The sequence below is a fragment of the Microbacterium sp. Leaf151 genome, from assembly GCF_001424225.1.
GTDB lineage: Bacteria > Actinomycetota > Actinomycetes > Actinomycetales > Microbacteriaceae > Microbacterium.
Map to the genome: position 1 here is coordinate 518,724 of NZ_LMOR01000002.1, position 21,568 is coordinate 540,291.

A 21,568-nucleotide genomic window follows, 5' to 3' on the forward strand; every position below is an offset into this window, starting at 1 on the left:
CCTCGGAGCCACCCCCGTGCAGGGCATCCGCGCGGAGCGCGCAGGGAGCCGGTCAGCGCACCTGCCGCACCGAGAACTGCAGTCTCGGGTGCGCGTAGGCCTCCTGCGACTCGATGAGACGCAGTTCCCGTGAGCCCGACTCGTAGGTGTTGGTCAGCAGGTCGAAGACGCTGGATGCCGTGCGCGCGAGCGCGTCGGGCGCGTCGCCGCCGCTGCGACGGTAGTGCGCGGTGAACAGAGCGGCGGTGACGTCGCCCGAGCCGTTGGCCTTCATCGGAATGAGGGGGGTCTGCACGATCCAGGCGCCGCTGTCGTCGACGACCATCATCTCGATGGTGTCCGCCTCACGGTCGGGGCGCTCGACACTCGTCACCAGGATGGTCCGCGGGCCGCGGCCGCGCAGCACGTCGGCAGACTCGAGGGTCGAGTCGATGCTCCCGGGCTCGGTGCCCGTCAGGAAGCCCAGCTCGAACTGGTTCGGCGTCAGGATGTCGGCCACCGGTACGACCCGCTCGCGCAGCAGCTCGGGAATGGCGGGGGCCACGAAGCATCCCGACTTGGCGTTGCCCATGACGGGATCGCAGGCGTAGACGGCATCCGGGTTCGCCTTCTTCACCCGCGCGACGGTGTCGATGATGACGTCGGCGATGCCCTCGCCGCCCTGGTAGCCCGAGAGCACCACGTCGATCTCGGGGAACACCCCGCGGTCCTCGATGCCGGCGATGACGGCCGCCACATCGTCGGGGGAGATGAGCGGACCACGCCACGCGCCATATCCGGTGTGGTTGGAGAAGTTGACCGTGTACACGGGGAGAACCTCGACGCCGATGCGCTGGAGGGGGAAGACCGCGGCGGAGTTGCCGACGTGTCCGTACGCGACGGCGGACTGGATCGAGAGAACCTTCATGACTCGATCCTTCCACTTCGCGCGCTCGGGCGACGCGTGCCCGCGGCGACGGCCATGTCGTCGGCGAGGGCCGCGGCCGACGAATCGTCGAGGTCGTGCACGGTGAGCCGCAGGAACGCCCCCGCGGGATCGGGGGAGAGGAAGAACGGGTCGCCCTCGCGCACGAGCCAGCCTCGTCGCATGAGCTCCTCGCGCACGCTCGCCGCCGGAGCGGGCAGCGGCACCCACAGATTGAGCCCGTCGCCGGGGGTGGTGGGGAGTCCCCGTTCGGTGAGCGCCCGCGCGAACGCGGCGTTGCGCTCGGCGTAGTGCTGGGCCGCGCGCTCGATGTCGGCGCGGACGGCATCATCGGTCACCAGCGCGAGGGTCAGTCGCTGCAGGATGTGGCTCACCCAGGTGGTGCCCGGAGTCAGGCGTACCGCGAGACCGTCGGCGGTGTCGGGATCGGATGCCGTGACGGCGAGGCACGTGTCGGGTCCGAGGAACTTCGACATCGACCGGATGCGCGCCCACCTCCGCTGCGCGGGACCGATCACCGAATGCAGCGGCGACCGAGAGAGGAGCGAGAAGTGGTCGTCTTCGATGACGAGCACGTAGGGGTGGTCTTCGAGCACGGCGCGCAGGGATGCTGCGCGCTCGACGCTCAGGCTCGCGCCGGTGGGGTTGTGTGCGCGCGGCGTGCAGATGACGGCCCGCACCCCCGCCTCGAGCGCGGCGCGGAGTCCGTCGACGGTCATCCCCTCGGCATCCACCGCGACGGGGACGGCCCGGTAGCCGCCGGTGCGCACGGTGTGCAGGGCCGAGAGGAAGCAGGGGTCTTCCAGCGCGACCGCGTCGTCACGCTGGAGAGCTTGTGCCAGCAGCCGCTCGATCGCGTCGCTCGCGCCACTGGTGACGGTGATGCGCACGTCGTCGTGAGGGAGCTGATCGGTCATCCATCCGCGTGCCCAGGCTTCGAGGCCGGGGTCGATGACCGGCTCACCGTACAGAACCGGCCGGGTCGAGCGGGCGAGGGCCGCGGTCGGATCCGGGATGCGGGCGGGGTCGGGATTGCCCGTGCCGACGTCGCGCAGCACGGTGTCGGGCGCGTAGCCCTCCTGGGCGACCGCGGTGCGGTCGGCGACGCGTGTGCCGCTGCGCCCGCGCGCCTCGACGAGGCCCGCCTGTGCGAGCTGCCGGTAGGCAGCGACCACGGTGTTGCGATTGACCCCGAGATCGACGGCGACCGCCCGCACCGACGGCAGCAGAGTGCCGGGGGCGAGCTCGCCGCGTTCGATGCGCGTGCGCAGGTCGGCCGCGATCCCGGATGCCGAATTGCCGGTCAGATCGATGCTCATACGCCCCCTCGACTCACCGCCAGCCTATGTCCTGCGCCATGCTACGGTTTGGCCTAAGCCAATAGATCGCGCCCCGAAGCGCGGAACCTCGCGCCGACAGGCGCGGAACGGAGTGGACATGACCGACACCGGAACACCCCGCGTCAAGCGCGGCCTCGCCGAGATGCTCAAGGGCGGCGTGATCATGGACGTCGTCACCGCCGAGCAGGCCCGCATCGCCGAAGACGCCGGCGCCGTCGCCGTCATGGCGCTCGAGCGCGTTCCCGCCGACATCCGGGCCCAGGGAGGCGTCGCGCGCATGAGCGACCCCGACCTCATCGACGACATCATCGCGACCGTATCGATCCCGGTCATGGCGAAAGCCCGCATCGGCCACTTCGTCGAGGCGCAGATCCTGCAGGAGCTGGGTGTCGACTACATCGACGAATCCGAGGTGCTCTCGCCCGCCGACTACGTCAACCACATCGACAAGTACGGCTTCACCGTGCCGTTCGTGTGCGGGGCGACGAACCTCGGCGAGGCGCTCCGCCGCATCACCGAGGGCGCGGCGATGATCCGCTCCAAGGGCGAGGCCGGCACGGGCGACGTGTCGGAGGCGACCAAGCACATCCGCACCATCCGCGGAGAGATCAACGCCCTGCGCTCCAAGACGAAGGACGAGCTCTACGTCGCCGCGAAGGAGCTGCAGGCGCCCTACGACCTCGTCGCCGAGATCGCCGAGACCGGAAAGCTCCCCGTCGTGCTGTTCACCGCCGGGGGAGTGGCTACCCCGGCCGACGCCGCCATGATGATGCAGCTCGGCGCCGACGGCGTGTTCGTGGGCTCGGGCATCTTCAAGTCGGGCAATCCCGCCCAGCGCGCCGCCGCGATCGTGAAGGCCACCACCTTCCACGACGACCCGAAGATCGTGGCCGAGGCGTCGCGTGGACTCGGCGAGGCGATGGTCGGCATCAACGTCGCCGACCTCCCCGCACCGCACCGCCTGGCCGAGCGTGGCTGGTAGAAGCCCGCGCGTCGGAGTCCTCGCCCTCCAGGGCGACGTGCGCGAGCACGTGTCGGTGTTGACCGCCCTCGGCGCCGACGCACGACCCGTGCGTCGGCCCGAGGAACTCGCTGCCGTGGAGGGCCTCGTGCTCCCCGGCGGCGAGTCGAGTGTCATCGACAAGCTCGCGCGGGCCTTCGGGCTCTTCGAACCGATCCGCGCGGCGATCGCCGCCGGCCTGCCGATGTACGGCACGTGCGCGGGCCTGATTCTGCTGGCCGACCGCATCGACGGAGCCATCGACGGACAACGGACGTTCGGCGGCATCGACGCGCGCGTCGCGCGCAACGTCTTCGGCGGGCAATCCGCGTCGTTCGAGACCGACCTGGACGTACCGGCGCTGGGTGAGCCGCCCGTGCACGCCGTCTTCATCCGTGCCCCCGCGGTCGTGGAATGGGGCCCGGATGCCGTGCCTCTGACATCCCTTCCCGACGGGCGCGTCGTCGCGATCGAGCAGGGCGCGCTGCTCGGCACGGCCTTCCACCCCGAATCGACCGGGGAGACGCGCTTCCACGAGCGGTTCCTCTCGCACGTCGATGCCAGACGCGGGACGAGCGCCCCTGCGCTCTAGAATGGAAAGATGTCCGGACACTCCAAATGGGCCACGACCAAGCACAAGAAGGCGGTCATCGACTCCCGTCGCGCCAAGTCGTGGGCCAAGCTCATCAAGAACATCGAGGTCGCGGCGAAGCTCGGTGGGGCCGACCTCCAGGGCAACCCGACGCTGTTCGACGCTGTCCTCAAAGCCAAGAAGACATCGGTCCCCAAAGACAACATCGATCGCGCCATCAAGCGCGGTGCCGGTATCGGCGGCGAAGCCGTCGAGTACGCCTCGATCATGTACGAGGGCTACGGCCCCAACGGTGTGGCGTTCCTCATCGAGTGTCTGACCGACAACAAGAATCGCGCCGCGGCCGAGGTGCGCACCGCTCTCAGCCGTAACGGCGGCACGCTCGCCGATCCGGGCAGCGTCGCCTACAACTTCAGCCGCAAGGGCGTCATCGTCGTGCCCTCCGAGGGCACCAGCGAAGACGACGTCATGCTCGCGGTGCTCGAGGCCGGCGCCGAAGAGGTCGAGCCCCATGGCGAGGGATTCGGCGTCATCACCGATGCCACCGACCTCGTCTCGGTACGCAGCGCCCTGCAGGAGGCCGGGATCGAGTACGACTCGGCCGACGTCGAGTTCGTCCCCTCGCTCAAGGTGGAGGTCGACGCCGACACCGCCCGCAAGGTGTTCCGACTCATCGACGCACTCGAAGACAGCGACGACGTCCAGAACGTCTACACGAACTTCGATCTCACCTCCGAGGTGCAGGCGGAGCTCGAGAACGACGAGTAAGGGCGCGCCCTCGATCGCCACACGGCCCCTGCGCTTAGCGTGGGGGCCGTGTCCCGTTCTCTCCGCGTGCTCGGCATCGACCCCGGCCTCACCCGCTGCGGCGTCGGGGTCGTCGACGTCTCGCCGAACCGCACCGCCTCGCTGGTGCACGTGGGTGTCGTCCGCTCCCTGACGACCGACCCCATCGAGAAACGGCTCGCCGCGATCGCCGCCGGCATCCGCCTCGTGCTGGCCGAACACGATCCGGGGGTGGTCGCCGTCGAACGCGTCTTCGCGCAGAACAACCGCCACTCGGTGATGGGAACGGCCCAGGCAAGCGGCATCGCGCTGTTGCTGGCCGCGGAGCACGGCATTCCGGCCGCGACCCACACCCCGAGCGAGGTGAAGGCCGCGATCACCGGTTATGGCTCCGCCGACAAGCTCCAGGTGCAGACGATGGTCGCGCGCGTGCTGCGCCTCGACGTCCTTCCCCAGCCCGCGGATGCCGCCGACGCCCTGGCGATCGCGTTGTGCCACGCCTGGCGCGGAGGAGCGGCCTCGGCCCCGGAGGACACATCGTTGACGCCCGCTCAGCGTGCATGGCGTGATGCGGAGAAGCGTCGTTCTCCGCAGCCCCGTGTCGCTCGAACGAATGTACGAACGGGCGCGTAGGCTAGCGGCATGATCTCTTCGCTGCACGGGACGGCGGCCCATGTCGCCGACGACTCGCTCGTGGTCGTGGTGGGCGGTGTCGGCTTCTCGGTCGCCGTCACCGCGCAGTTGGCACGCGCGGTCCACGTCGGAGCAGACGTGCACCTGCACACGAACCTCATCGTGCGCGAAGACGCACTGTCGCTATTCGGTTTCGAGAGCCGCGAAGAACTGACCGTCTTCACGCAGCTCATCAGCGTGACCGGTGTCGGGCCCAAGTCCGCCCTGGGCGTGCTGTCATCGCTCACGGTGCCGCAGATCGCCCAGGCCGTCGCCGACGACGACGACGCGCCCTTCCGTCGCGTGTCGGGTATCGGCCCCAAGACCGCGAAACTCATCGTCGTGCAGCTCGCGGGCAAACTCGCCGTCGTTCCGACGACCGCTCCCGCCGCCGTCAGCGCGCACGGGCAGGTTCCCCTGCAGGTCACGCAGGCGCTGATCGGGCTCGGATGGAGTGAACGCACCGCCGCCGAGGCCGTGGCATCCGTCGCCGAGAACGCCTCCGACGGCGACCGTGCGTCGGTGCAGAGCCTGCTGCGTCTGACGCTCGCGCTGCTCGGCCCCGCGCGCAAGGAGACCGTGGGTGGCTGACGTCCGCGACGCCGGCACGCCGGACGACGAGACCGAGCTCGCGATCGAGGGGGCTCTGCGCCCCGTCTCGCTCGCCGAGTTCGTCGGCCAGCACAAGGTGCGCGCGCAGCTGCAGCTGTTGCTCGACGCCGCTCGCATCCAGCAGCGCTCGCCCGACCACATCCTGATGTCGGGCCCGCCCGGACTGGGCAAGACGACGCTCGCGATGATCGTCGCCCACGAGAGCGGTCGGCCGCTGCGGCTCTCGAGCGGCCCGGCCATCCAGCATGCGGGCGATCTGGCCGCGCTGCTGTCGTCGCTCACGCCGGGCGAGGTGCTCTTCATCGACGAGATCCACCGGATGGCGCGCTCGGCGGAAGAGATGCTCTACCTCGCGATGGAGGACTTCCGCATCGACATCATGGTGGGTAAGGGTGCGGGCGCGACGAGCATCCCCCTCGACCTCTCTCCGTTCACCCTCGTAGGCGCCACCACCCGCGCAGGACTCCTCCCCAACCCCCTCCGCGACCGCTTCGGTTTCACCGCTCACCTGGAGTACTACGAGCCCGAAGAGCTCGAGCTCGTGGTTTCCCGCTCGGCATCCATGCTCGACGTGGGGCTCCCGGGCACGGCGCGGTCGGAGATCGCCCGCCGCTCGCGCGGCACGCCCCGTATCGCCAACCGTCTGCTGCGCCGCGTACGCGATTACCTCGTCGTGCACGGCCCCTCGGTCGGTGCCGACGACGGCCACGCAGACCTTCGCACGGTGGGCGCCGCACTCGATCTCTACGACGTCGACGCCATCGGCCTCGACCGGCTGGACCGCGCCGTGCTCGACGCCCTCGTGCGTCGATTCCGCGGGGGTCCGGTGGGGCTGAGCACGCTGGCCGTCGCCGTCGGCGAGGAGCCCGAGACGATCGAGTCCGTCGTCGAGCCCTACCTCGTGCGCATCGGATTCATCGGGCGGACGCCCCGTGGCCGTGTCGCGACGCCCGAGGCGTACGACCACCTCGGCGCTCCCCACCCCGACGGCCTGCTCCGGTTCAGCCAGGGCGTATGACCTATACTCGGCGAGGGATTCCCCGACCCCCGCTAGGCAGTGCCGCACGGCGCGCCTGATCTGAAAGGTGCACCGCCTCCATGGATAGCCTCCTCCTTCCCCTCCTGCTGGCCGGCTTGCTCGTGTTCATGTTCGTGAGCTCCCGCCGCCGCATGAAGAAGCAGAAGGCCGAGCAGGAGAAGAAGGCCCGCGACACCGTTCCCGGCGCCGAGGTGCTGCTGCAGGGTGGTCTGTACGGCACCATCGTCGAATACGACGGCGAAGACCTCGACAAGCCCGCGCTGGTCGAGATCGCCCCCGGCATCGTCATCAAGGTGCACAGCCAGGCCGTGCTCCGCATCGTCGACCCGATCGAGGGAGCCGTCACCGAAGACGAGTTCATCGAGGCCGAAGAATCCGAGGCCGAGTACATCGCCGGGGTCGCCGACGGCGACACCACGTCGATCAGCGACGACAAGCGCGCCGCGCGCCAGAACACCGTCGACGTCGACCGCGATGACAAGGACCGCCCCGCAGTCTGATCCCCTTCCCTTTCCCTTTCGTTCACCGCCGCACAGAAAGCCGATTCCGTGGCGCCCTCGACTCCCGTCCGTCACGCCTGGCGCGTATTGACCGGACTGCTCGCCATCACCGGCGTGCTGTTCGGCATCAACGCCCTGGGTGTGTACACCTTCAATGCCAGTTCCTGGACCCCCGACCTCGCCCTCGACCTCCAGGGCGGCACGCAGATCATCCTGCAGGCCCAGACCACCGACGGCGCAGCGCCCGACAGTGAGCAGCTGCAGCAGGCCGTCACGATCATCCGCCAGCGCGTCGACGCGTCCGGTGTCGGTGAGACCGATGTTGCGACCGAGGGCGGTCGCAACATCGTGGTGCAGATTCCCGGCCAAGCCGATGAGGCGACGCGTGAGCGCATCCAGAGCTCTGCTCAGCTGCAGCTTCGTCCGGTACTGTTCACGGGCTCGCAGGCGACCTCGTTCGTCGGCGAGGACGGCAACTCCACGCCGTACCCCACGCCCGACCCCGCCCTGCCGGCGACGCCGACCGCATCGCCCACCAACGCCAGCGATCCCGCCTACATCACGCCGGCCCTGCAGGCGGAGTTCCTCGCGTACGACTGCGCCAACCCCCCGTCGAACCCCTCCGAAGCCCCGGCCGACCAGCCCATGATCACGTGCGGCATCGATGACGGCGGGAAGTACATCCTCGGCCCCGTCGAGCTCAATGGCACCGACATCAGCGATGCGACCAACGGCCAGGAGCAGAACACGGGCCGCTGGGCCGTGAACCTCGTCTTCAACGATCAGGGCACGCAGACGTTCGGCGAAATCAGCCAGCGCCTGGTCGCGCTGCAGCCGCCGCTGAACCAGTTCGCGTTCGTCCTCGACGGCTCGGTACTGTCGGCGCCCGTCATGCAGGGGACCATCCTCGACGGCCGTCCGAGCATCACCGGCAGCTTCACGCAGGAGTCGTCCAAGGCTCTCGCCGACCAGCTCAAGTACGGCGCCCTGCCCTTGAGCTTCACCGTCGTCAGCTCCGACACCGTCTCGGCCACCCTCGGTTCGCAGCAGCTGCAGATCGGCTTCATCGCCGGCCTCATCGGTCTCGGTCTCGTCGCGATCTACTCTCTGATCGTCTATCGCGCGCTCGGAACCGTGATCATCGCCTCTCTCGGCGTGATGGCGGTACTGACATATGTGGCCCTGTGCATCCTGGCCTGGCGTGCCGGGTTCCGCCTGTCGCTCGCCGGCGTCGCGGGTCTGATCGTCACGATCGGCTTCACCGCCGACTCGTTCATCGTCTATTTCGAACGCATCCGAGACGAGTTGCGCGACGGCAAGTCGATCACGGCCGCGGTCGAAGACGGCTGGGCTCGCGCGAAGCGCACGATCTACATCTCGAAGTCGATCAACATCCTCGCCGCCGTCGTGCTGTACATCCTCGCGGATGCCACGGTGAAGGGCTTCGCGTTCACGCTGGGCCTGACGACCGCGATCGACATCCTGATCTTCATCCTCTTCACCCACCCGGTCATGCAGCTGCTGGCCCGCACCCGGTTCTTCGGCTCGGGGCACCCGCTCTCGGGCATGGACCCTCACGCGCTAGGAGCCGTCTACCGCGGTCGCGCAGAGTTCCGCGCCCCCGTCGCCGACGCCTCGCGCGCCAAGCGCTCACGCGGCGAGGCCCAGCGCCGTCAGACCATCGCGGAACGCAAGCAGGCCGAACTCGCCGCCGCCGGCCGCGGCGATAGCCGCTCCACGAAGGAGGGAGACAACTGATGCGCTCCATGACGCAACTCGGTAACGACCTCTACTCGGGCAAGACCTCTTTCCCGTTCGTGCAGCGTCGCCGCCTGTGGTTCATCATCGCCGCGGTGCTCGTCATCGGTGCAGCTCTCGTGCCGTTGTTCCGCCCGGTGCAGTTCTCCATCGAGTTCACCGGCGGCGCGCAGTTCACGGTGTCGAACCCGGCATCCCTCGACCAGTCCCTCGCGACCGAGGCCGTCGCGTCGGTGCTCCCGGGCGCCACCACGCGCGTGTCGACGATCAACGACCAGGCCGTTCGCGTACAGACCGACCAGCTCGACAACGACGAGGCGCAGGCCGTGTCGGCCGCGCTCGCCACCGCCTACGACGTGCCCTCGTCGGAGATCACGAACTCGTTCATCGGCCCGACCTGGGGCAACGACGTCACCCGCCAGTCGTTGTGGGGTCTTTCCATCTTCCTCGCGCTGACGTTCCTGATCCTGGCGATCTACTTCCGCACGTGGAAGATGTCGGTCGCGGCGATCATCGGCCTCGTCGACGTGCTCGTCATCACCATCGGCGTGTACGCCGTCTTCGGGTTCGAGATCTCACCGGCTGCCGTCATCGGCTTCCTGACGATCCTGTCGTATGCGCTGTACGACACCACGGTCGTCTTCGACAAGGTCCGCGAGAACACCCGGGAAGACGGTGAGATATCCGGCCGCACGTTCGCGGAGTCGGTCAACCTCGCCGCCAACCAGACGCTCATCCGCTCGATCAACACCACCGTCGTAGCCATCCTGCCGGTCGGCGCGATCCTCTTCATCGGTGTGCCCCTCGGCGCCCGCACACTGAGCGACATTTCGCTGTCGATCTTCGTCGGCACCATCGTTGCGGCGTACTCGACGCTGTTCGTCGCCGTGCCGATGTACGCCCTCCTGCGCGAGAAGGAGAAGCCGGTGGCCCAGCGCGACGCACGCGTGCGAGCCGCTCGAGAGAAGGCGGGGGTTCCGGCCTGAGGCCGGACCCGCATCACAGCACCTCGTCCTGAGTGGAGGCCCCGACGACATGTCGGGGCCTCACCTGTCGGGGCGTAGACTTGGACGACTGGCCGTAGGGGAGAGGTGGCGATGACCGAGACCACGTCTTCCGCGCCACCACCGTCGTCTCTGCGTCGCCTCGTTCCGCGCATCTTCTCCCGTGCCGCGCGCCGCGACGACGTCGATAAGTTGCTGCGCACCGTGCGCACCCATCACCCCAAGGGCGACCTCGCGATCATCGAGCGCGCGTACGCCGTCGCCGACAAGGCTCACGATGGTCAGAAGCGCCAGAGCGGTGAGCCGTACATCACCCACCCGCTCGCGGTGGCGCAAATTCTCGCCGAGCTCGGCCTCGGCCCCAAGGCGATCGCCGCCGCCCTGCTGCACGACACGGTCGAAGACACCGGCTACCCGCTCGACGAACTGGCCGCCGACTTCGGCGACGAAGTGGCGATGCTGGTCGACGGGGTCACCAAGCTCGACAAGGTCAAGTACGGCGACAGTGCACAGGCCGAGACCGTCCGCAAGATGATCGTGGCGATGTCGAAAGACATCCGCGTCCTGTTGATCAAGCTCGCCGACCGCCTGCACAACGCGCGTACCTGGGGCTTCGTGCCGCCGCACAAAGCGGCGAAGAAGGCCACCGAGACGCTCGAGATCTACGCGCCGCTCGCGCACCGCCTCGGCATCCAGGCGATCAAGAGCGAACTCGAAGACCTCTCGTTCGCCGTGATGCACCCCAAGCTCTACGCCGAGATCGAGAGTCTCGTCAAGCAACGCACCCCGCAGCGCGAGCAGTACGTGCAGAACGTCATCGACGCCGTCGACGCGGATCTGCGTGAGTTGCGCGTGCGCGGCCGTGTCATGGGTCGACCTAAGCAGCTCTACTCCGTCTACCAGAAGATGGTCGTTCGAGGTCGCGAGTTCGACGACATCTACGACCTCATCGGCATCCGGATCCTGGTGGGCACCGTGCGCGACTGCTACGCCGTGCTCGGCGCGATCCACGCGCGGTGGACGCCGCTGCCCGGGCGCTTCAAGGACTACATCGCGACCCCGAAGTTCAACCTTTATCAGTCGCTCCACACGACGGTGATCGGTCCGGGCGGTCGTACCGTCGAGATCCAGATCCGCACGCACGAGATGCACCAGCAGGCCGAATTCGGCGTCGCCGCGCACTGGAAGTACAAAGAGCGCATGGCCGGCACGAAGTCGGATGCCAAAGCCGTCGACGCCGACATGGCGTGGATCGCCCACATCTCCGACTGGCAGGCCGAGACCGCCGATCCGGGGGAGTTCCTCGACTCGCTGCGGTTCGAGATCGGCGCGAAAGAGGTCTACGTCTTCACCCCCAAGGGCCGCGTCGTCGGTCTTCCCACGGGGGCGACGCCCGTCGACTTCGCCTACGCGGTACACACCGAGATCGGCCACCGCACCATGGGGGCGAAGGTCAACGGGCGTCTCGTGCCGTTGGAGTCCACGCTGCAGAGCGGCGACGTGGTCGAGGTCTTCACCTCGAAGAACCCCGACGCCGGCCCCAGCCAGGACTGGCTCGGCTTCGTCAAGAGCACGCGCGCGCGCAACAAGATCCGCGGGTGGTTCACGAAGGAGCGCCGCGAAGAGGCGATCGAGCAGGGCAAGGACTCCATCGCCCGAGCGATGCGCCGGCAGAACCTCCCGTTGCAGCGCCTGATGAGCCAGGACTCCTTCACCGAGGTCGCGCGACTCTTCCACTATGAAGACGTCTCCGCGCTGTACGCCGCGGTCGGCGAAGGACACGTCTCGACGCAATCGGTGATCGAGAAGGTCACGGCTCTCGTCAGCGTCGAAGAGACCAACACCGGCCCCATCGACATCCCCGTCGGACGCAGCCGGGCTCCGCGCGGCGGCGACTCCGGCGTGCTCGTGCGCGGCGCCCCCGACATCCTGGTGAAGCTCGCGAAGTGCTGTACACCGGTCCCCGGCGACGAGATCGTCGGATTCGTGACCCGCGGAAGCGGTGTCTCGGTGCACCGTGGCGACTGCACGAACGTCAAATCGCTGAAGGAAGAACCCGACCGTCTGATCGACGTCGAGTGGGCACCGACCACCAAGAGCGTGTTCCTCGTGCAGATCCAGGTCGAAGCGCTCGATCGATCGGGGCTGCTCAGCGACGTGACGCGGGTACTCAGCGAGCACCACGTCAACATCTTGTCGGCGACCGTGTCGACCACGAACGATCGGCTGGCCCTCAGCAAGTTCGTCTTCGAGATGGGTGACACCGTGCACTTGGATCGAGTGTTGAACGCCGTCAGACGCATCGACGCCGTCTACGACGTCTACCGCGTCACCTCGTCGTAGGCCCCGTCAGCAGGGCCGTCGCGCGTCGTCCATGAGGGAACCGCGGATGCCGTGCGAGCCACTCCTCAGCCGAACGGCGCACGAGTGGATCGGTGTTCGCCCAGGTGCGCGCGAGATCCTGGTCAACAGCGTCGTCGGAACGAGCGAGGTCGACGAGCGCCCGCTCGGGTGAGCTCACGTTCACACCCGCGATCGCGCACACGTCTACGGGATCGAGACGCACATCGTGGAAGATCGTGCGGGCGTCGGAACGCGCCCGCGCACGGGTCGCACCCGCTCTCTGGACGTGATGCGGCGTCGGCTCCTCCGACACCGCCCCGTGGATCCACGCCGCGCTGCCGCGCACGGCCGCCCACCGCTCGCCCAGCAGGGGGAGCAGGCTCCGCGCACGCATCCACGGCGTCTCGGCGGCGTCGGCGGGCATGAACCCCTCGCCGAGCGGCACGAGCAGACCATCGAGGCACGCGGCGGTCAGTTCGGCGAGTGAGAGACGCTCGTCGGCGAAGAACAGGAAGGGCGACACCATCCCGCCAGTGTGGCGGGGCGATGTCGCCCAGGACGCCGGAGCGTCGGACCTGTGGAGAACCGATCAGCCGCCCAGCGCGCGCAGCCAGGTGCGACGAGCCTCGAGGGCCTCTTTCGCCTGTGCGGCGGCGCGCTTGTCGCCGCGGGCTTCGGCCCCGGCGACCTCCGCCTCGAGCTTGTCGATGGCGTCGGTCAGCTGACGCGTCATGTCGTTCGCACGCGCCTTCTGCTCGGGGTCGTTGCGCTTCCAGTCGGCGTCTTCGCGCGTGCGGACGCTCAGCTCGATCTTGCGCAGCTCATCGTCGAGCGTGCGCTCCTTGTCTCGCGGGAAGATGCGACCGATATCGTCCCACTGGCGCTGGATCGCGGTCAGCTTCTGACGAGCGGTCGCGAGGTTCTTCTCGTCGACGATCGGGGCGGCCTCTTCGAGGAGCGCGCGCTTCTGCTCGATCTTCTCTTTCGACGCCTCGTTCTCGGCGGACTCCCGCTCGATGCGCGCCCCGTAGAGGGCGTCGCCGGCGGCCTTGAAGCGCGCCCACAGCGCGTCGTCGACCTTGCGGCCCGCGCGTCCCGACGCCTTCCACGCGTCGAGCAGGTCGCGGTAGGCGTTGATACCGTCTTCGCCGCGCGGAGCGAGCGCCTCGGCACGCTCGACGAGACGCGTCTTGGCCTCGCGTGCCGACTTGTGCGTCTCGTCGAGGGACGAGAAGAACTCGCGGCGGTGGCGATCGACCGTGGCGCGCGCGTCGCGGAAGCGACGCCACAACTGCTGAGCGGTCGACTTCGACAGGCGCGGGCCGTTCTGCTGGTGCGCCTGCCACCGGTCGAACAGCGCCGTCATGTCGGCGGTCATCTGCTTCCATTGCACGCTCTGCGGGTCGCGCGCCGCAAGGGCCTCCGCCTCTTCGACGATCGCGGTGCGCTCGCGCACGGCCTCCTCGCTGGCCTGCTTGGCAGCGACGGCCTCGGTCTCGCTGGCTTCGGCGAGCTCGGCCGTGAGCGCGTCGACGCGGGCGATGAGGGCGGCGAGGTCGCCCACGGCGGCCGCACCGTCGAGTTTGGCGCGCAGCGTCTTGGCGGTGGAGCGTAGATCGGATGCCGATGCACCGCCGCGGCGGTGACGGGTCTCGATCAGCGTGACCTCGCCGGCCAGGTCGGAGAATTTGCGCTGGTAGTAGGCGAGGGCCTCGGCGGGCGTGCCGTCGGGGTACTGACCGACCTCGCGCCAATCGTCTCCCTCACGAACCGACACGGTGCCGTCGTCGTCGACGCGTCCCCACGGCGGGGTCGTGGTCTTCGAGGCCGTCGCACCGGGGGGCGGTCCGGGCAGACGCGGGCCGGGGCGGGCCGCCGGCTGCGCGGGGGAGGGTGCGGCGGAAGCCGGTTCGGCATCCTGGGCGGAGTCTTCGTCTGCGACGGCCTCGTCAGCGACGGGCTCCGCGTCAGCGACGGGCTCCGCGTCAGCGACGGGCTCCGCGTCAGCGACGGGCTCATCAGCGATGGGCTCGGCATCCGCATCCGCGACAGGCTCGTCGGCGACGGTCTCGACATCGGCGAAAGTCACGTCGGCGACGGGCTCGTCGTCAGCGACGAGCTCGGCCAGGTCGGACGGGGAGGTGGCCTCGTCGTCCGCGACGGGGTCGACCGCGGCGCTCGGGTCGACGTCGGGAACCCCGTCGGGTTCGCGGTCCGCGCCGTCGACGTCCGGAGCCGTCTGCTCACCGGCGGTGGGGGAGACCTCGTCGGTCTGCACCTCGGTCGTGGAAGAAGCGTCGGCCTCGGCGTTGCTCGCGGCGTCGCGCGGGTCGGAGGTCTCGGGGGTGGAAGCGGAAGACACGGATAGCACCTCATCGCGGCAGAGCCGCCTGGGGGAGAAGGACCCTCCGAGCCTAGTACGAGCCGCCCCGCCGACACAGGATCAGGGTGCGGCGGACTCCGTGGCATCCGGTACCGGAGTCGCCGGCGCCTCGGTCGCGGGGGTGCTCGGGGTGGAGGTCGACGTCGGCACCGGCTCGGGCGTCCCGGGCCCCGCGACGAAGTAGGCCGTCTGCGCGCCGATCGCCCCCAGGATGACGACGAGGCCCACGACGAGCGCGATCACGTTGTCGCGCGTGCGCCGGCGTCCCTGTCGTTCGTGCAGCTCGAGTCGCGCCTGGTAGGCGCGGGCACGTTCCCGCTGCTCCCGCGTCTGCCGGTCATTTCCGCGCGTCGCCACATCGGCCTCCTCTGCCCGTCCGGACTCGTCGATCCTACAAACACCGCGCCCGCAGCCCCCGCGGCTCCCGGCCGCACTGTGCCGGCGAAGACGGGTCCGATGTCGGGGGCCCCGGTTAGCCTGGACCGGTGACCCCTTCTTCGGCGCTCTTCCAGGGCCAGACGCCGCTGGCCGTGCGCATGCGGCCCGTGAGCCTCGACGAGGTCGCCGGGCAGGGGCATCTGCTGCGTCCCGGTTCGCCGCTGGTCACTCTCGCCACGACCGACTCGTCGGCATCCGTCTCCGCCGTCTCCGTCATCCTGTGGGGCCCGCCCGGTACGGGTAAGACCACGCTCGCCCAGGCGATCGCCCGGTCGTCGGGGCGGCGATTCGTGGAGCTGTCGGCGATCACGGCGGGCGTGAAAGACGTCCGCGAGGTCATGCAAGAGGCCCTGACGCAGCGCGACCTCTACGGGCAGTCGACCATCTTGTTCCTCGACGAGATCCACCGCTTCACCAAGGCCCAGCAAGACGCGCTGTTGCCGGGCGTCGAGAACGGGTGGGTCGTGCTCATCGCCGCGACGACCGAGAACCCCTCGTTCTCGGTCATCTCGCCGCTGCTGTCGCGCTCCCTGCTGCTGACCCTGCGGCCGCTCGGTGACGACGACCTCGGAGCTCTCGTCGACCGCGCCGTGCGCGACCCGCGGGGCCTGGCGGGCCGGGTCGAGCTCGACGACGACGCCCGGGCCGCCCTGGTCCGCCTCGCATCCGGAGACGCCCGGCGCGCGCTGACCGCCCTCGAGGCAGCGGCGGCCGTCGCGGGCGACCTCGACGCGGCGGCACCGGCACCCGCCGATGAGAGCGACGACGAAGGCGAGGCCGACGACGTCGATAACGAGAACGGTGAGGCGGAGGCCGGGGACGCCACCGCGCCCACGACGGTCATCACGGCCGACCACATCGCCCAGGCCGTCGACCGAGCCCTGCTGCGCTACGACCGGCAGGGCGACGAGCATTACGACGTCATCAGCGCCTTCATCAAGTCGGTGCGCGGATCCGACCCGGATGCCGCGATCCACTACCTCGCGCGCATGATCGAGGCCGGGGAGGACCCGCGGTTCATCGCGCGGCGCCTGGTGATCTCCGCCGCCGAAGACATCGGCATGGCCGACCCCCAGGCGCTGCAGATCGCCGTCGCCGCCGCCGACGCCGTCGCCTTCATCGGCATGCCCGAGGGGCGCATCCCCCTCGCCGAGGCGACCGTCTACCTCGCCACGACCGCGAAGTCGAACGCCGCCTACAACGCCATCAACGCCGCGATCGCCGACGTCCGAGCGGGGGGTTTCGGCCGCGTACCGATGCACCTGCGCGACGCGCATTACCCCGGGGCGAAGCGCCTCGGCCACGGCAAGGGATACAAGTACGCCCACGACAGCGAGATCGGCATCGTCGCGCAGCAGTACCTCCCCGACGAGCTGCGCGGACGCCGCTATTACGAGCCCACGAACCACGGCGCCGAGCGCGACGTGTCGGCGCGGCTCGAGAAGATCCGCCGCATCCTCGACGGCACCTGAGCGACGCACACGGGCCGTCCGGGCGGCTCTGATAGCATGAACCGGCTCGAAACAGGGTTTTCGGGCATCCCCTCCTTTCTGTGATCACCCTCCGGTGCGCCCCGGCGTGCGCTTCGGATCGGGCGGAAGGGGGCGATACGCCCGTGAGCCGTGAAAGGCGCGGCCACGTCATCGGAAGGAGTACTTCGTGACCACGAAGTCTCAGGACCGCCGCAAGGTGCGTCTGTCGCGAGCCCTCGGCATCGCGCTCACCCCCAAGGCCGCCCGCTACCTCGAGAAGCGTCCCTACGCTCCGGGCGAGCACGGCCGCACCAAGCGCAAGGCCGACAGCGACTACGCCGTCCGTCTCCGCGAGAAGCAGCGTCTGCGCGAGCAGTACGGCATCCGCGAGAAGCAGCTGCGCATCGCGTTCAACGAGGCGCGTCGGACCGACGGCCTGACCGGTGAGAACCTGGTCGAGCTGCTCGAGATGCGCCTGGACGCCCTCGTCGTGCGCGCGGGCTTCGCCCGCACCACCGCGCAGGCTCGCCAGCTCGTCGTGCACCGCCACATCCTGGTCGACGGCCAGCTCGTGGACCGCCCGTCGTTCCGCGTCAAGCCGAACCAGCTGATCCACGTCAAGACCAAGAGCGAGGGCCTCGAGCCCTTCCAGGTCGCCGCCGCCGGTGGACACGCCGAAGTGCTGCCCCCCGTTCCGGGCTACATCGAGGTCGACCTCTCGACGCTGCAGGCCCGCCTGCTCCGTCGTCCCAAGCGCGCCGAGGTTCCCGTCACGTGTGACGTGCAGCTCGTCGTCGAGTACTACGCCGCCCGCTGATCCAGCGAGCAGAGAAGGGCGTCGGGGTTCCCCGGCGCCCTTCGTCGTTCCCGCGCGCGCTGCGTCCTGTGCCGGTCCGGGGCCTGCCTGCGGCGCCCGGGTCCGGGGCTGCGTCGCGTGGCCGGACCCGTGTCGGCGGACACAACGCAGGAGTACTACCCGAGGCGGCCCGCGATCGCCGGCCCGGAGGCCGGATCGGGCGAATCTCCTGCGTCATGTCCCCCGCGGAGCCGGCACGCTGCCGCGGCGACCGATTCGAACAGTCACGGCGGCCCGGGGAGACGGCATCCATCGATCTCTCTTGCGCGGTGCACAGGGGCCGTCGCCTACGATGAAGGATGCCGCGAACGCGGCGTCTCATCGAGGAAGAAGTGGTGATCGTGAAAAGCCTCGTCTGGTTCGCGTTGGGCATCGCCGGCGGATTCGTCGCCGCCCACCTCGTCAACAAAGACCCCCGCGGTCAAGAGCTGCTCGCGCAGCTCGACTCCCGCATCGGCGAGTTCACCGACCACATGAGCGACGCGTACCACGATCAGGAGACCCGCCTGTCGGACATCCTCGACGATGCCAAGGGCGTCGCCGCCTCTGCTGCGGGTCACGTCGCGGAAGCCGTGGACCACGCCACCGACGCTGTCGGTAGTGCCGCCGCGGCTGCCAAGAAGACCGTTTCGCCCTCCGACTGACCTCTCCGCGCCCTCCGTCCCGCCGCCGCTGGACGAAGCGCGCACGCGCACGGAAAGACCCGCCATGAAAACCGCCGAGATCGCCCAGCGCTTCCTCGACTTCTTCGAGAAGAAGAATCACACGATCGTCCCCTCGGCCTCGCTCGTCACCGACGACCCGGCCCTGCTCTTCACCGTCGCGGGCATGGTGCCGTTCATCCCGTATCTCAGCGGCGTCGTGCCGCCGCCCTACCCGCGCGCCGCGGATGTGCAGAAGTGCATCCGCACCAACGACATCGAGGAGGTCGGCAAGACCCCCCGCCACGGCACCTTCTTCCAGATGCTGGGCAATTGGTCGTTCGGCGACTACTTCAAAGAAGACGCCATCCGTTTCGCGTGGGAGCTGCTCACCGCCCCCGAGTCTGAGGGCGGCCTCGCCTTCGACCCGAAGGACCTGTGGGTCACCGTCTACAAAGAGGACGACGAGGCGCGCGATCTCTGGCGCTCGCTCACCCCGCTGCCCGAGGAGCGTATCCAGCGCCTCGGCAAGGACACGAACTACTGGTCCACCGGTCTTCCCGGTCCCGCGGGCCCCTGCTCGGAGATCTTCTTCGACCGAGGACCCGACTACGGCATCGACGGTGGTCCCGCCACCGACGACGACCGTTACGTCGAGATCTGGAACCTCGTGTTCATGCAGTACGAGATCACGAACGTGCGCTCGAAGTACGACTTCGACATCGTCGGTGAGCTGCCCGCGAAGAACATCGACACCGGCATGGGCCTCGAGCGCATCGCGTTCATCAAGCAGGGCGTCGACAACATGTACGAGACCGACCAGGTGCGCCCGGTGCTCGATCTCGCAGCGAAGCTCACCGGCAAGGCGTACGGCCACGAGTCGCACGAAGACGACGTGCGCCTGCGCATCGTCGCCGACCACGTGCGTTCCTCGCTCATGCTGCTCGCCGATGGTGTGACCCCCTCGAACGAGGGTCGCGGCTACATCCTGCGTCGCATCATGCGCCGCGCGATCCGCTCGATGCGCCTGCTGGGCGTCGAGGGCGCCACATTCCCCGAGCTCTTCGCCGCGTCGCGCGACGCGATGAAGGAGTCGTACCCCGAGGTCGAGGCCGATTACGCCCGCCTCTCCGCTTACGCCATCGCCGAGGAGCAGACCTTCCTGCGCACTCTCGCGGCGGGATCCGCCATTCTCGACCAGTCGGTCGCGGAGGCGAAGATCGGCGGCGGCACGACCCTGTCGGGGTCCGAGGCGTTCCTCCTCCACGACACCTACGGGTTCCCCATCGACCTGACCCTCGAGATCGCGGAAGAGGCCGGCCTGACCGTCGACCGCGGTTCCTTCGACCAGCTCATGCTCGAGCAGCGCACCCGCGCCAAGGCCGACGCACGCGCCCGCAAGGGCGCCATCGCCGATCAGAGCGCGTACCGCGAGTTCCGTGCCCTCGGCGAAACGGTGTTCACCGGCTACACCGAGCTGCAGACGGAGTCGAAGGTCCTCGGCATCCTGATCGCGGGTCACGGTACCGATCGCGCCTCCGAGGGCCAGATCGCCGAGATCATCACCGCCGAGACCGCCCTTTACGCAGAGTCGGGCGGTCAGGTCGCCGACAAGGGCATCATCGTCGGTCCCGGCTACGAGCTCGAAGTGCTCGACGTGCAGCGTCCGGTGCCGGGGCTCATCAGCCACACCGTGGAGGTCACCACCGGTGAGGTGTCGGTCGGCGCTCCGGCGACGACCGTCGTCGACGCGCTGAACCGCCACTCGGCGCAGCAGGCGCACACCGCGACGCACCTCGTGCACGCGGCGATCCGCGACACCCTGGGCAAGTCCGCCACGCAGACCGGTTCGCTGAACCGCGCCGGCTACATGCGGTTCGACTTCAGCTGGGGCTCTGCCCTGTCAGCCGAGACCCGCACCGAGATCGAGGACATCGCGAACAACGCCGTGCGCGACAACCTCGAGGTGACCACGCGCGTGATGTCGCTCGACGAGGCCAAGGCCGCCGGCGCCATGGCGCTGTTCGGCGAGAAGTACGGCGACACGGTGCGCATGGTCGACGTCGGCGGACCCTGGTCGCGCGAATTGTGCGGTGGTACCCACGTCGCCCGGAGCTCCGAGATCGGGCTGGTCAATCTCGTCGGCGAGCAGTCGGTCGGTGCCTCCAATCGGCGCGTGGAGGCCCTGGTCGGCCTCGACGCCTTCCGCGACCTCGCCGCCGAGCGCGCGATCGTGTCGCAGCTGTCGACGTCGCTCAAGACACCCCGTGAGCAACTGACCACGCGCATCACGGAGCTGGCGGCGAGCCTCAAGGCCGCGGAGAAGAAGATCGCCGCCTTCGAGGCGCAGGCCCTCACCGGACGTCTGCCGCAGCTGGTCGAGTCGGCCGTCGCCGTCGGCACGGTCCGCGTCGTCACCCAGAGCCTGGGGGAGGGCGCGTCGGCCGACGACGTTCGCTCGCTCGCGTTGCAGGTGCGCGACCGCCTGGGCTCCGACCCCGCGGTCGTCGCTCTGGCGAGCGTCACGAGCGGCCGCGCCACGGTCGTCGTCGTCACCAACGACGCCGCTCGCGAACGCGGACTCGCCGCCGGCGCTCTGGCGAAGGGTGCCGCCGGCGTCCTCGGCGGAGGCGGCGGCGGTCGTCCCGACGTCGCCCAGGGTGGCGGAACGGATGCCACGGCTCTGCCGCAGGCACTCGAGGGCATCGTCGCGGACGTGCGGGCGACCACCGCGTGACCGCGTTCCGGCGCGGCATCCGGTTGGGGATCGATGTCGGGCGCGCCCGCGTGGGTGTGGCCCGGTCGGACCCCGACGGGGTACTCGCCGTTCCGGTCGAGACGGTGCCGCGCAAGGGCGAGCCGGTGCGCCGCATCGCGGCCCTGGCCGCGGAGTACGAGGCGTTCGAGGTGCTGGTCGGTCTACCGCTGAACCTCCGAGGTGAGGACACGCCGTCGACGACCGACGCACGGGGCTTCGCGGAGGCGCTCGCGGCGGCTCTGCCTATGCCCGTGCGGCTGGTCGACGAGCGTCTCAGCACGGTGTCGGCGCACAGCGTTCTGCGAGAGGCAGGACGTTCCCAGCGTGACTCTCGTAGCATTGTGGACCAAGTCGCCGCTGTGGTGCTGCTGCAGCAGGCGCTCGACGTGGAGCGAAGGTCCGGTGAGCCGGCCGGACCCGCCGTATCACCGGGACAGGAGCCCGCCTGA

20 protein-coding genes are annotated in these 21,568 nt (G+C 69.3%); 15 read left to right on the plus strand and 5 right to left on the minus strand.

The annotated features are described in order from the left end of the window. Nucleotides 1-52: 52 nt before the first annotated feature. Entirely contained in the window at nt 53-907 is an 855-nt protein-coding gene (pdxY, locus tag ASF76_RS06520) for a pyridoxal kinase PdxY (RefSeq protein ID WP_055954724.1), read from the minus strand. Then, nucleotides 904-2,244: an aminotransferase class I/II-fold pyridoxal phosphate-dependent enzyme gene (locus tag ASF76_RS06525; protein WP_055954727.1), complete on the minus strand. Its 1,341-nt coding sequence runs from the start codon at nt 2,242-2,244 to the stop codon at nt 904-906. Before ASF76_RS06525 ends, pdxY begins: the two co-directional genes overlap by 4 nt. Nucleotides 2,245-2,362: 118 nt before the next feature. Between ASF76_RS06525 and pdxS the strand changes: the two genes are divergently transcribed. The 10 genes from pdxS (at nt 2,363) to ASF76_RS06575 (ending at nt 12,571) form a co-directional block, all read left to right on the plus strand. Continuing rightward, on the plus strand, nt 2,363-3,247 hold the full coding sequence (pdxS, locus tag ASF76_RS06530; protein ID WP_055954730.1) for a pyridoxal 5'-phosphate synthase lyase subunit PdxS: 885 nt from the start codon (nt 2,363-2,365) through the stop codon (nt 3,245-3,247). Then, the gene (gene pdxT / locus ASF76_RS06535; protein ID WP_055954733.1) at nt 3,237-3,857 is read left to right on the plus strand and encodes a pyridoxal 5'-phosphate synthase glutaminase subunit PdxT; all 621 of its coding nucleotides are present in this window, start codon (nt 3,237-3,239) and stop codon (nt 3,855-3,857) included. Before pdxS ends, pdxT begins: the two co-directional genes overlap by 11 nt. A gap of 9 nt (nt 3,858-3,866) precedes the next feature. Next, a complete protein-coding gene (locus tag ASF76_RS06540; RefSeq protein WP_055954736.1) occupies nt 3,867-4,625 on the plus strand; it encodes a YebC/PmpR family DNA-binding transcriptional regulator in 759 nt (252 codons plus the stop codon). Between the two features lie 48 nt (nt 4,626-4,673). Further along, nucleotides 4,674-5,276, plus strand: a complete 603-nt coding sequence (gene ruvC / locus ASF76_RS06545) for a crossover junction endodeoxyribonuclease RuvC (RefSeq protein WP_055954739.1) — start codon at nt 4,674-4,676, stop codon at nt 5,274-5,276. A 9-nt stretch (nt 5,277-5,285) separates the two neighbouring features. After that, the gene (ruvA, locus tag ASF76_RS06550) at nt 5,286-5,906 is read left to right on the plus strand and encodes a Holliday junction branch migration protein RuvA (RefSeq protein ID WP_055954743.1); all 621 of its coding nucleotides are present in this window, start codon (nt 5,286-5,288) and stop codon (nt 5,904-5,906) included. Further along, on the plus strand, nt 5,899-6,945 hold the full coding sequence (ruvB, locus tag ASF76_RS06555; protein WP_055954746.1) for a Holliday junction branch migration DNA helicase RuvB: 1,047 nt from the start codon (nt 5,899-5,901) through the stop codon (nt 6,943-6,945). The genes ruvA and ruvB overlap by 8 nt, the downstream gene beginning before the upstream one ends. 80 nt (nt 6,946-7,025) lie before the next feature. Then, nucleotides 7,026-7,466: a preprotein translocase subunit YajC gene (locus ASF76_RS06560; protein ID WP_055954750.1), complete on the plus strand. Its 441-nt coding sequence runs from the start codon at nt 7,026-7,028 to the stop codon at nt 7,464-7,466. A gap of 48 nt (nt 7,467-7,514) precedes the next feature. Beyond that, a complete protein-coding gene (gene secD / locus ASF76_RS06565; protein ID WP_055954753.1) occupies nt 7,515-9,224 on the plus strand; it encodes a protein translocase subunit SecD in 1,710 nt (569 codons plus the stop codon). Beyond that, on the plus strand, nt 9,224-10,210 hold the full coding sequence (gene secF, locus ASF76_RS06570; RefSeq protein WP_055954756.1) for a protein translocase subunit SecF: 987 nt from the start codon (nt 9,224-9,226) through the stop codon (nt 10,208-10,210). The genes secD and secF overlap by 1 nt, the downstream gene beginning before the upstream one ends. A 111-nt stretch (nt 10,211-10,321) precedes the next feature. Next, complete coding sequence (locus tag ASF76_RS06575) at nt 10,322-12,571, plus strand: RelA/SpoT family protein (RefSeq protein WP_055954759.1); 2,250 nt, start codon at nt 10,322-10,324, stop codon at nt 12,569-12,571. Here ASF76_RS06575 and ASF76_RS06580 read toward each other — a convergent pair. From ASF76_RS06580 to ASF76_RS06590, 3 genes are all read right to left on the minus strand, one after another. Then, complete coding sequence (locus ASF76_RS06580; protein ID WP_055954763.1) at nt 12,558-13,097, minus strand: hypothetical protein; 540 nt, start codon at nt 13,095-13,097, stop codon at nt 12,558-12,560. The two genes, ASF76_RS06575 and ASF76_RS06580, sit on opposite strands and share 14 nt — an antisense overlap. A 63-nt stretch (nt 13,098-13,160) precedes the next feature. Continuing rightward, complete coding sequence (locus ASF76_RS06585; protein WP_442922760.1) at nt 13,161-14,933, minus strand: DUF349 domain-containing protein; 1,773 nt, start codon at nt 14,931-14,933, stop codon at nt 13,161-13,163. Nucleotides 14,934-15,014: 81 nt separating this feature from the next. After that, entirely contained in the window at nt 15,015-15,311 is a 297-nt protein-coding gene (locus ASF76_RS06590) for a hypothetical protein (RefSeq protein ID WP_055954768.1), read from the minus strand. A 128-nt stretch (nt 15,312-15,439) separates the two neighbouring features. Between ASF76_RS06590 and ASF76_RS06595 the strand changes: the two genes are divergently transcribed. The 5 genes from ASF76_RS06595 to ruvX all read left to right on the plus strand — a co-directional run bounded on the left by ASF76_RS06595 (nt 15,440) and on the right by ruvX (nt 21,568). Beyond that, a complete protein-coding gene (locus ASF76_RS06595; protein ID WP_156459159.1) occupies nt 15,440-16,864 on the plus strand; it encodes a replication-associated recombination protein A in 1,425 nt (474 codons plus the stop codon). Nucleotides 16,865-17,051: 187 nt separating this feature from the next. After that, nucleotides 17,052-17,681: a 30S ribosomal protein S4 gene (rpsD, locus tag ASF76_RS06600; RefSeq protein ID WP_055954772.1), complete on the plus strand. Its 630-nt coding sequence runs from the start codon at nt 17,052-17,054 to the stop codon at nt 17,679-17,681. A gap of 338 nt (nt 17,682-18,019) precedes the next feature. Next, entirely contained in the window at nt 18,020-18,364 is a 345-nt protein-coding gene (locus ASF76_RS06605) for an ATPase (RefSeq protein WP_235561248.1), read from the plus strand. A gap of 64 nt (nt 18,365-18,428) precedes the next feature. Next, complete coding sequence (gene alaS, locus ASF76_RS06610) at nt 18,429-21,098, plus strand: alanine--tRNA ligase (RefSeq protein ID WP_055954775.1); 2,670 nt, start codon at nt 18,429-18,431, stop codon at nt 21,096-21,098. Beyond that, nucleotides 21,095-21,568, plus strand: a complete 474-nt coding sequence (gene ruvX / locus ASF76_RS06615) for a Holliday junction resolvase RuvX (protein ID WP_055954778.1) — start codon at nt 21,095-21,097, stop codon at nt 21,566-21,568. Before alaS ends, ruvX begins: the two co-directional genes overlap by 4 nt.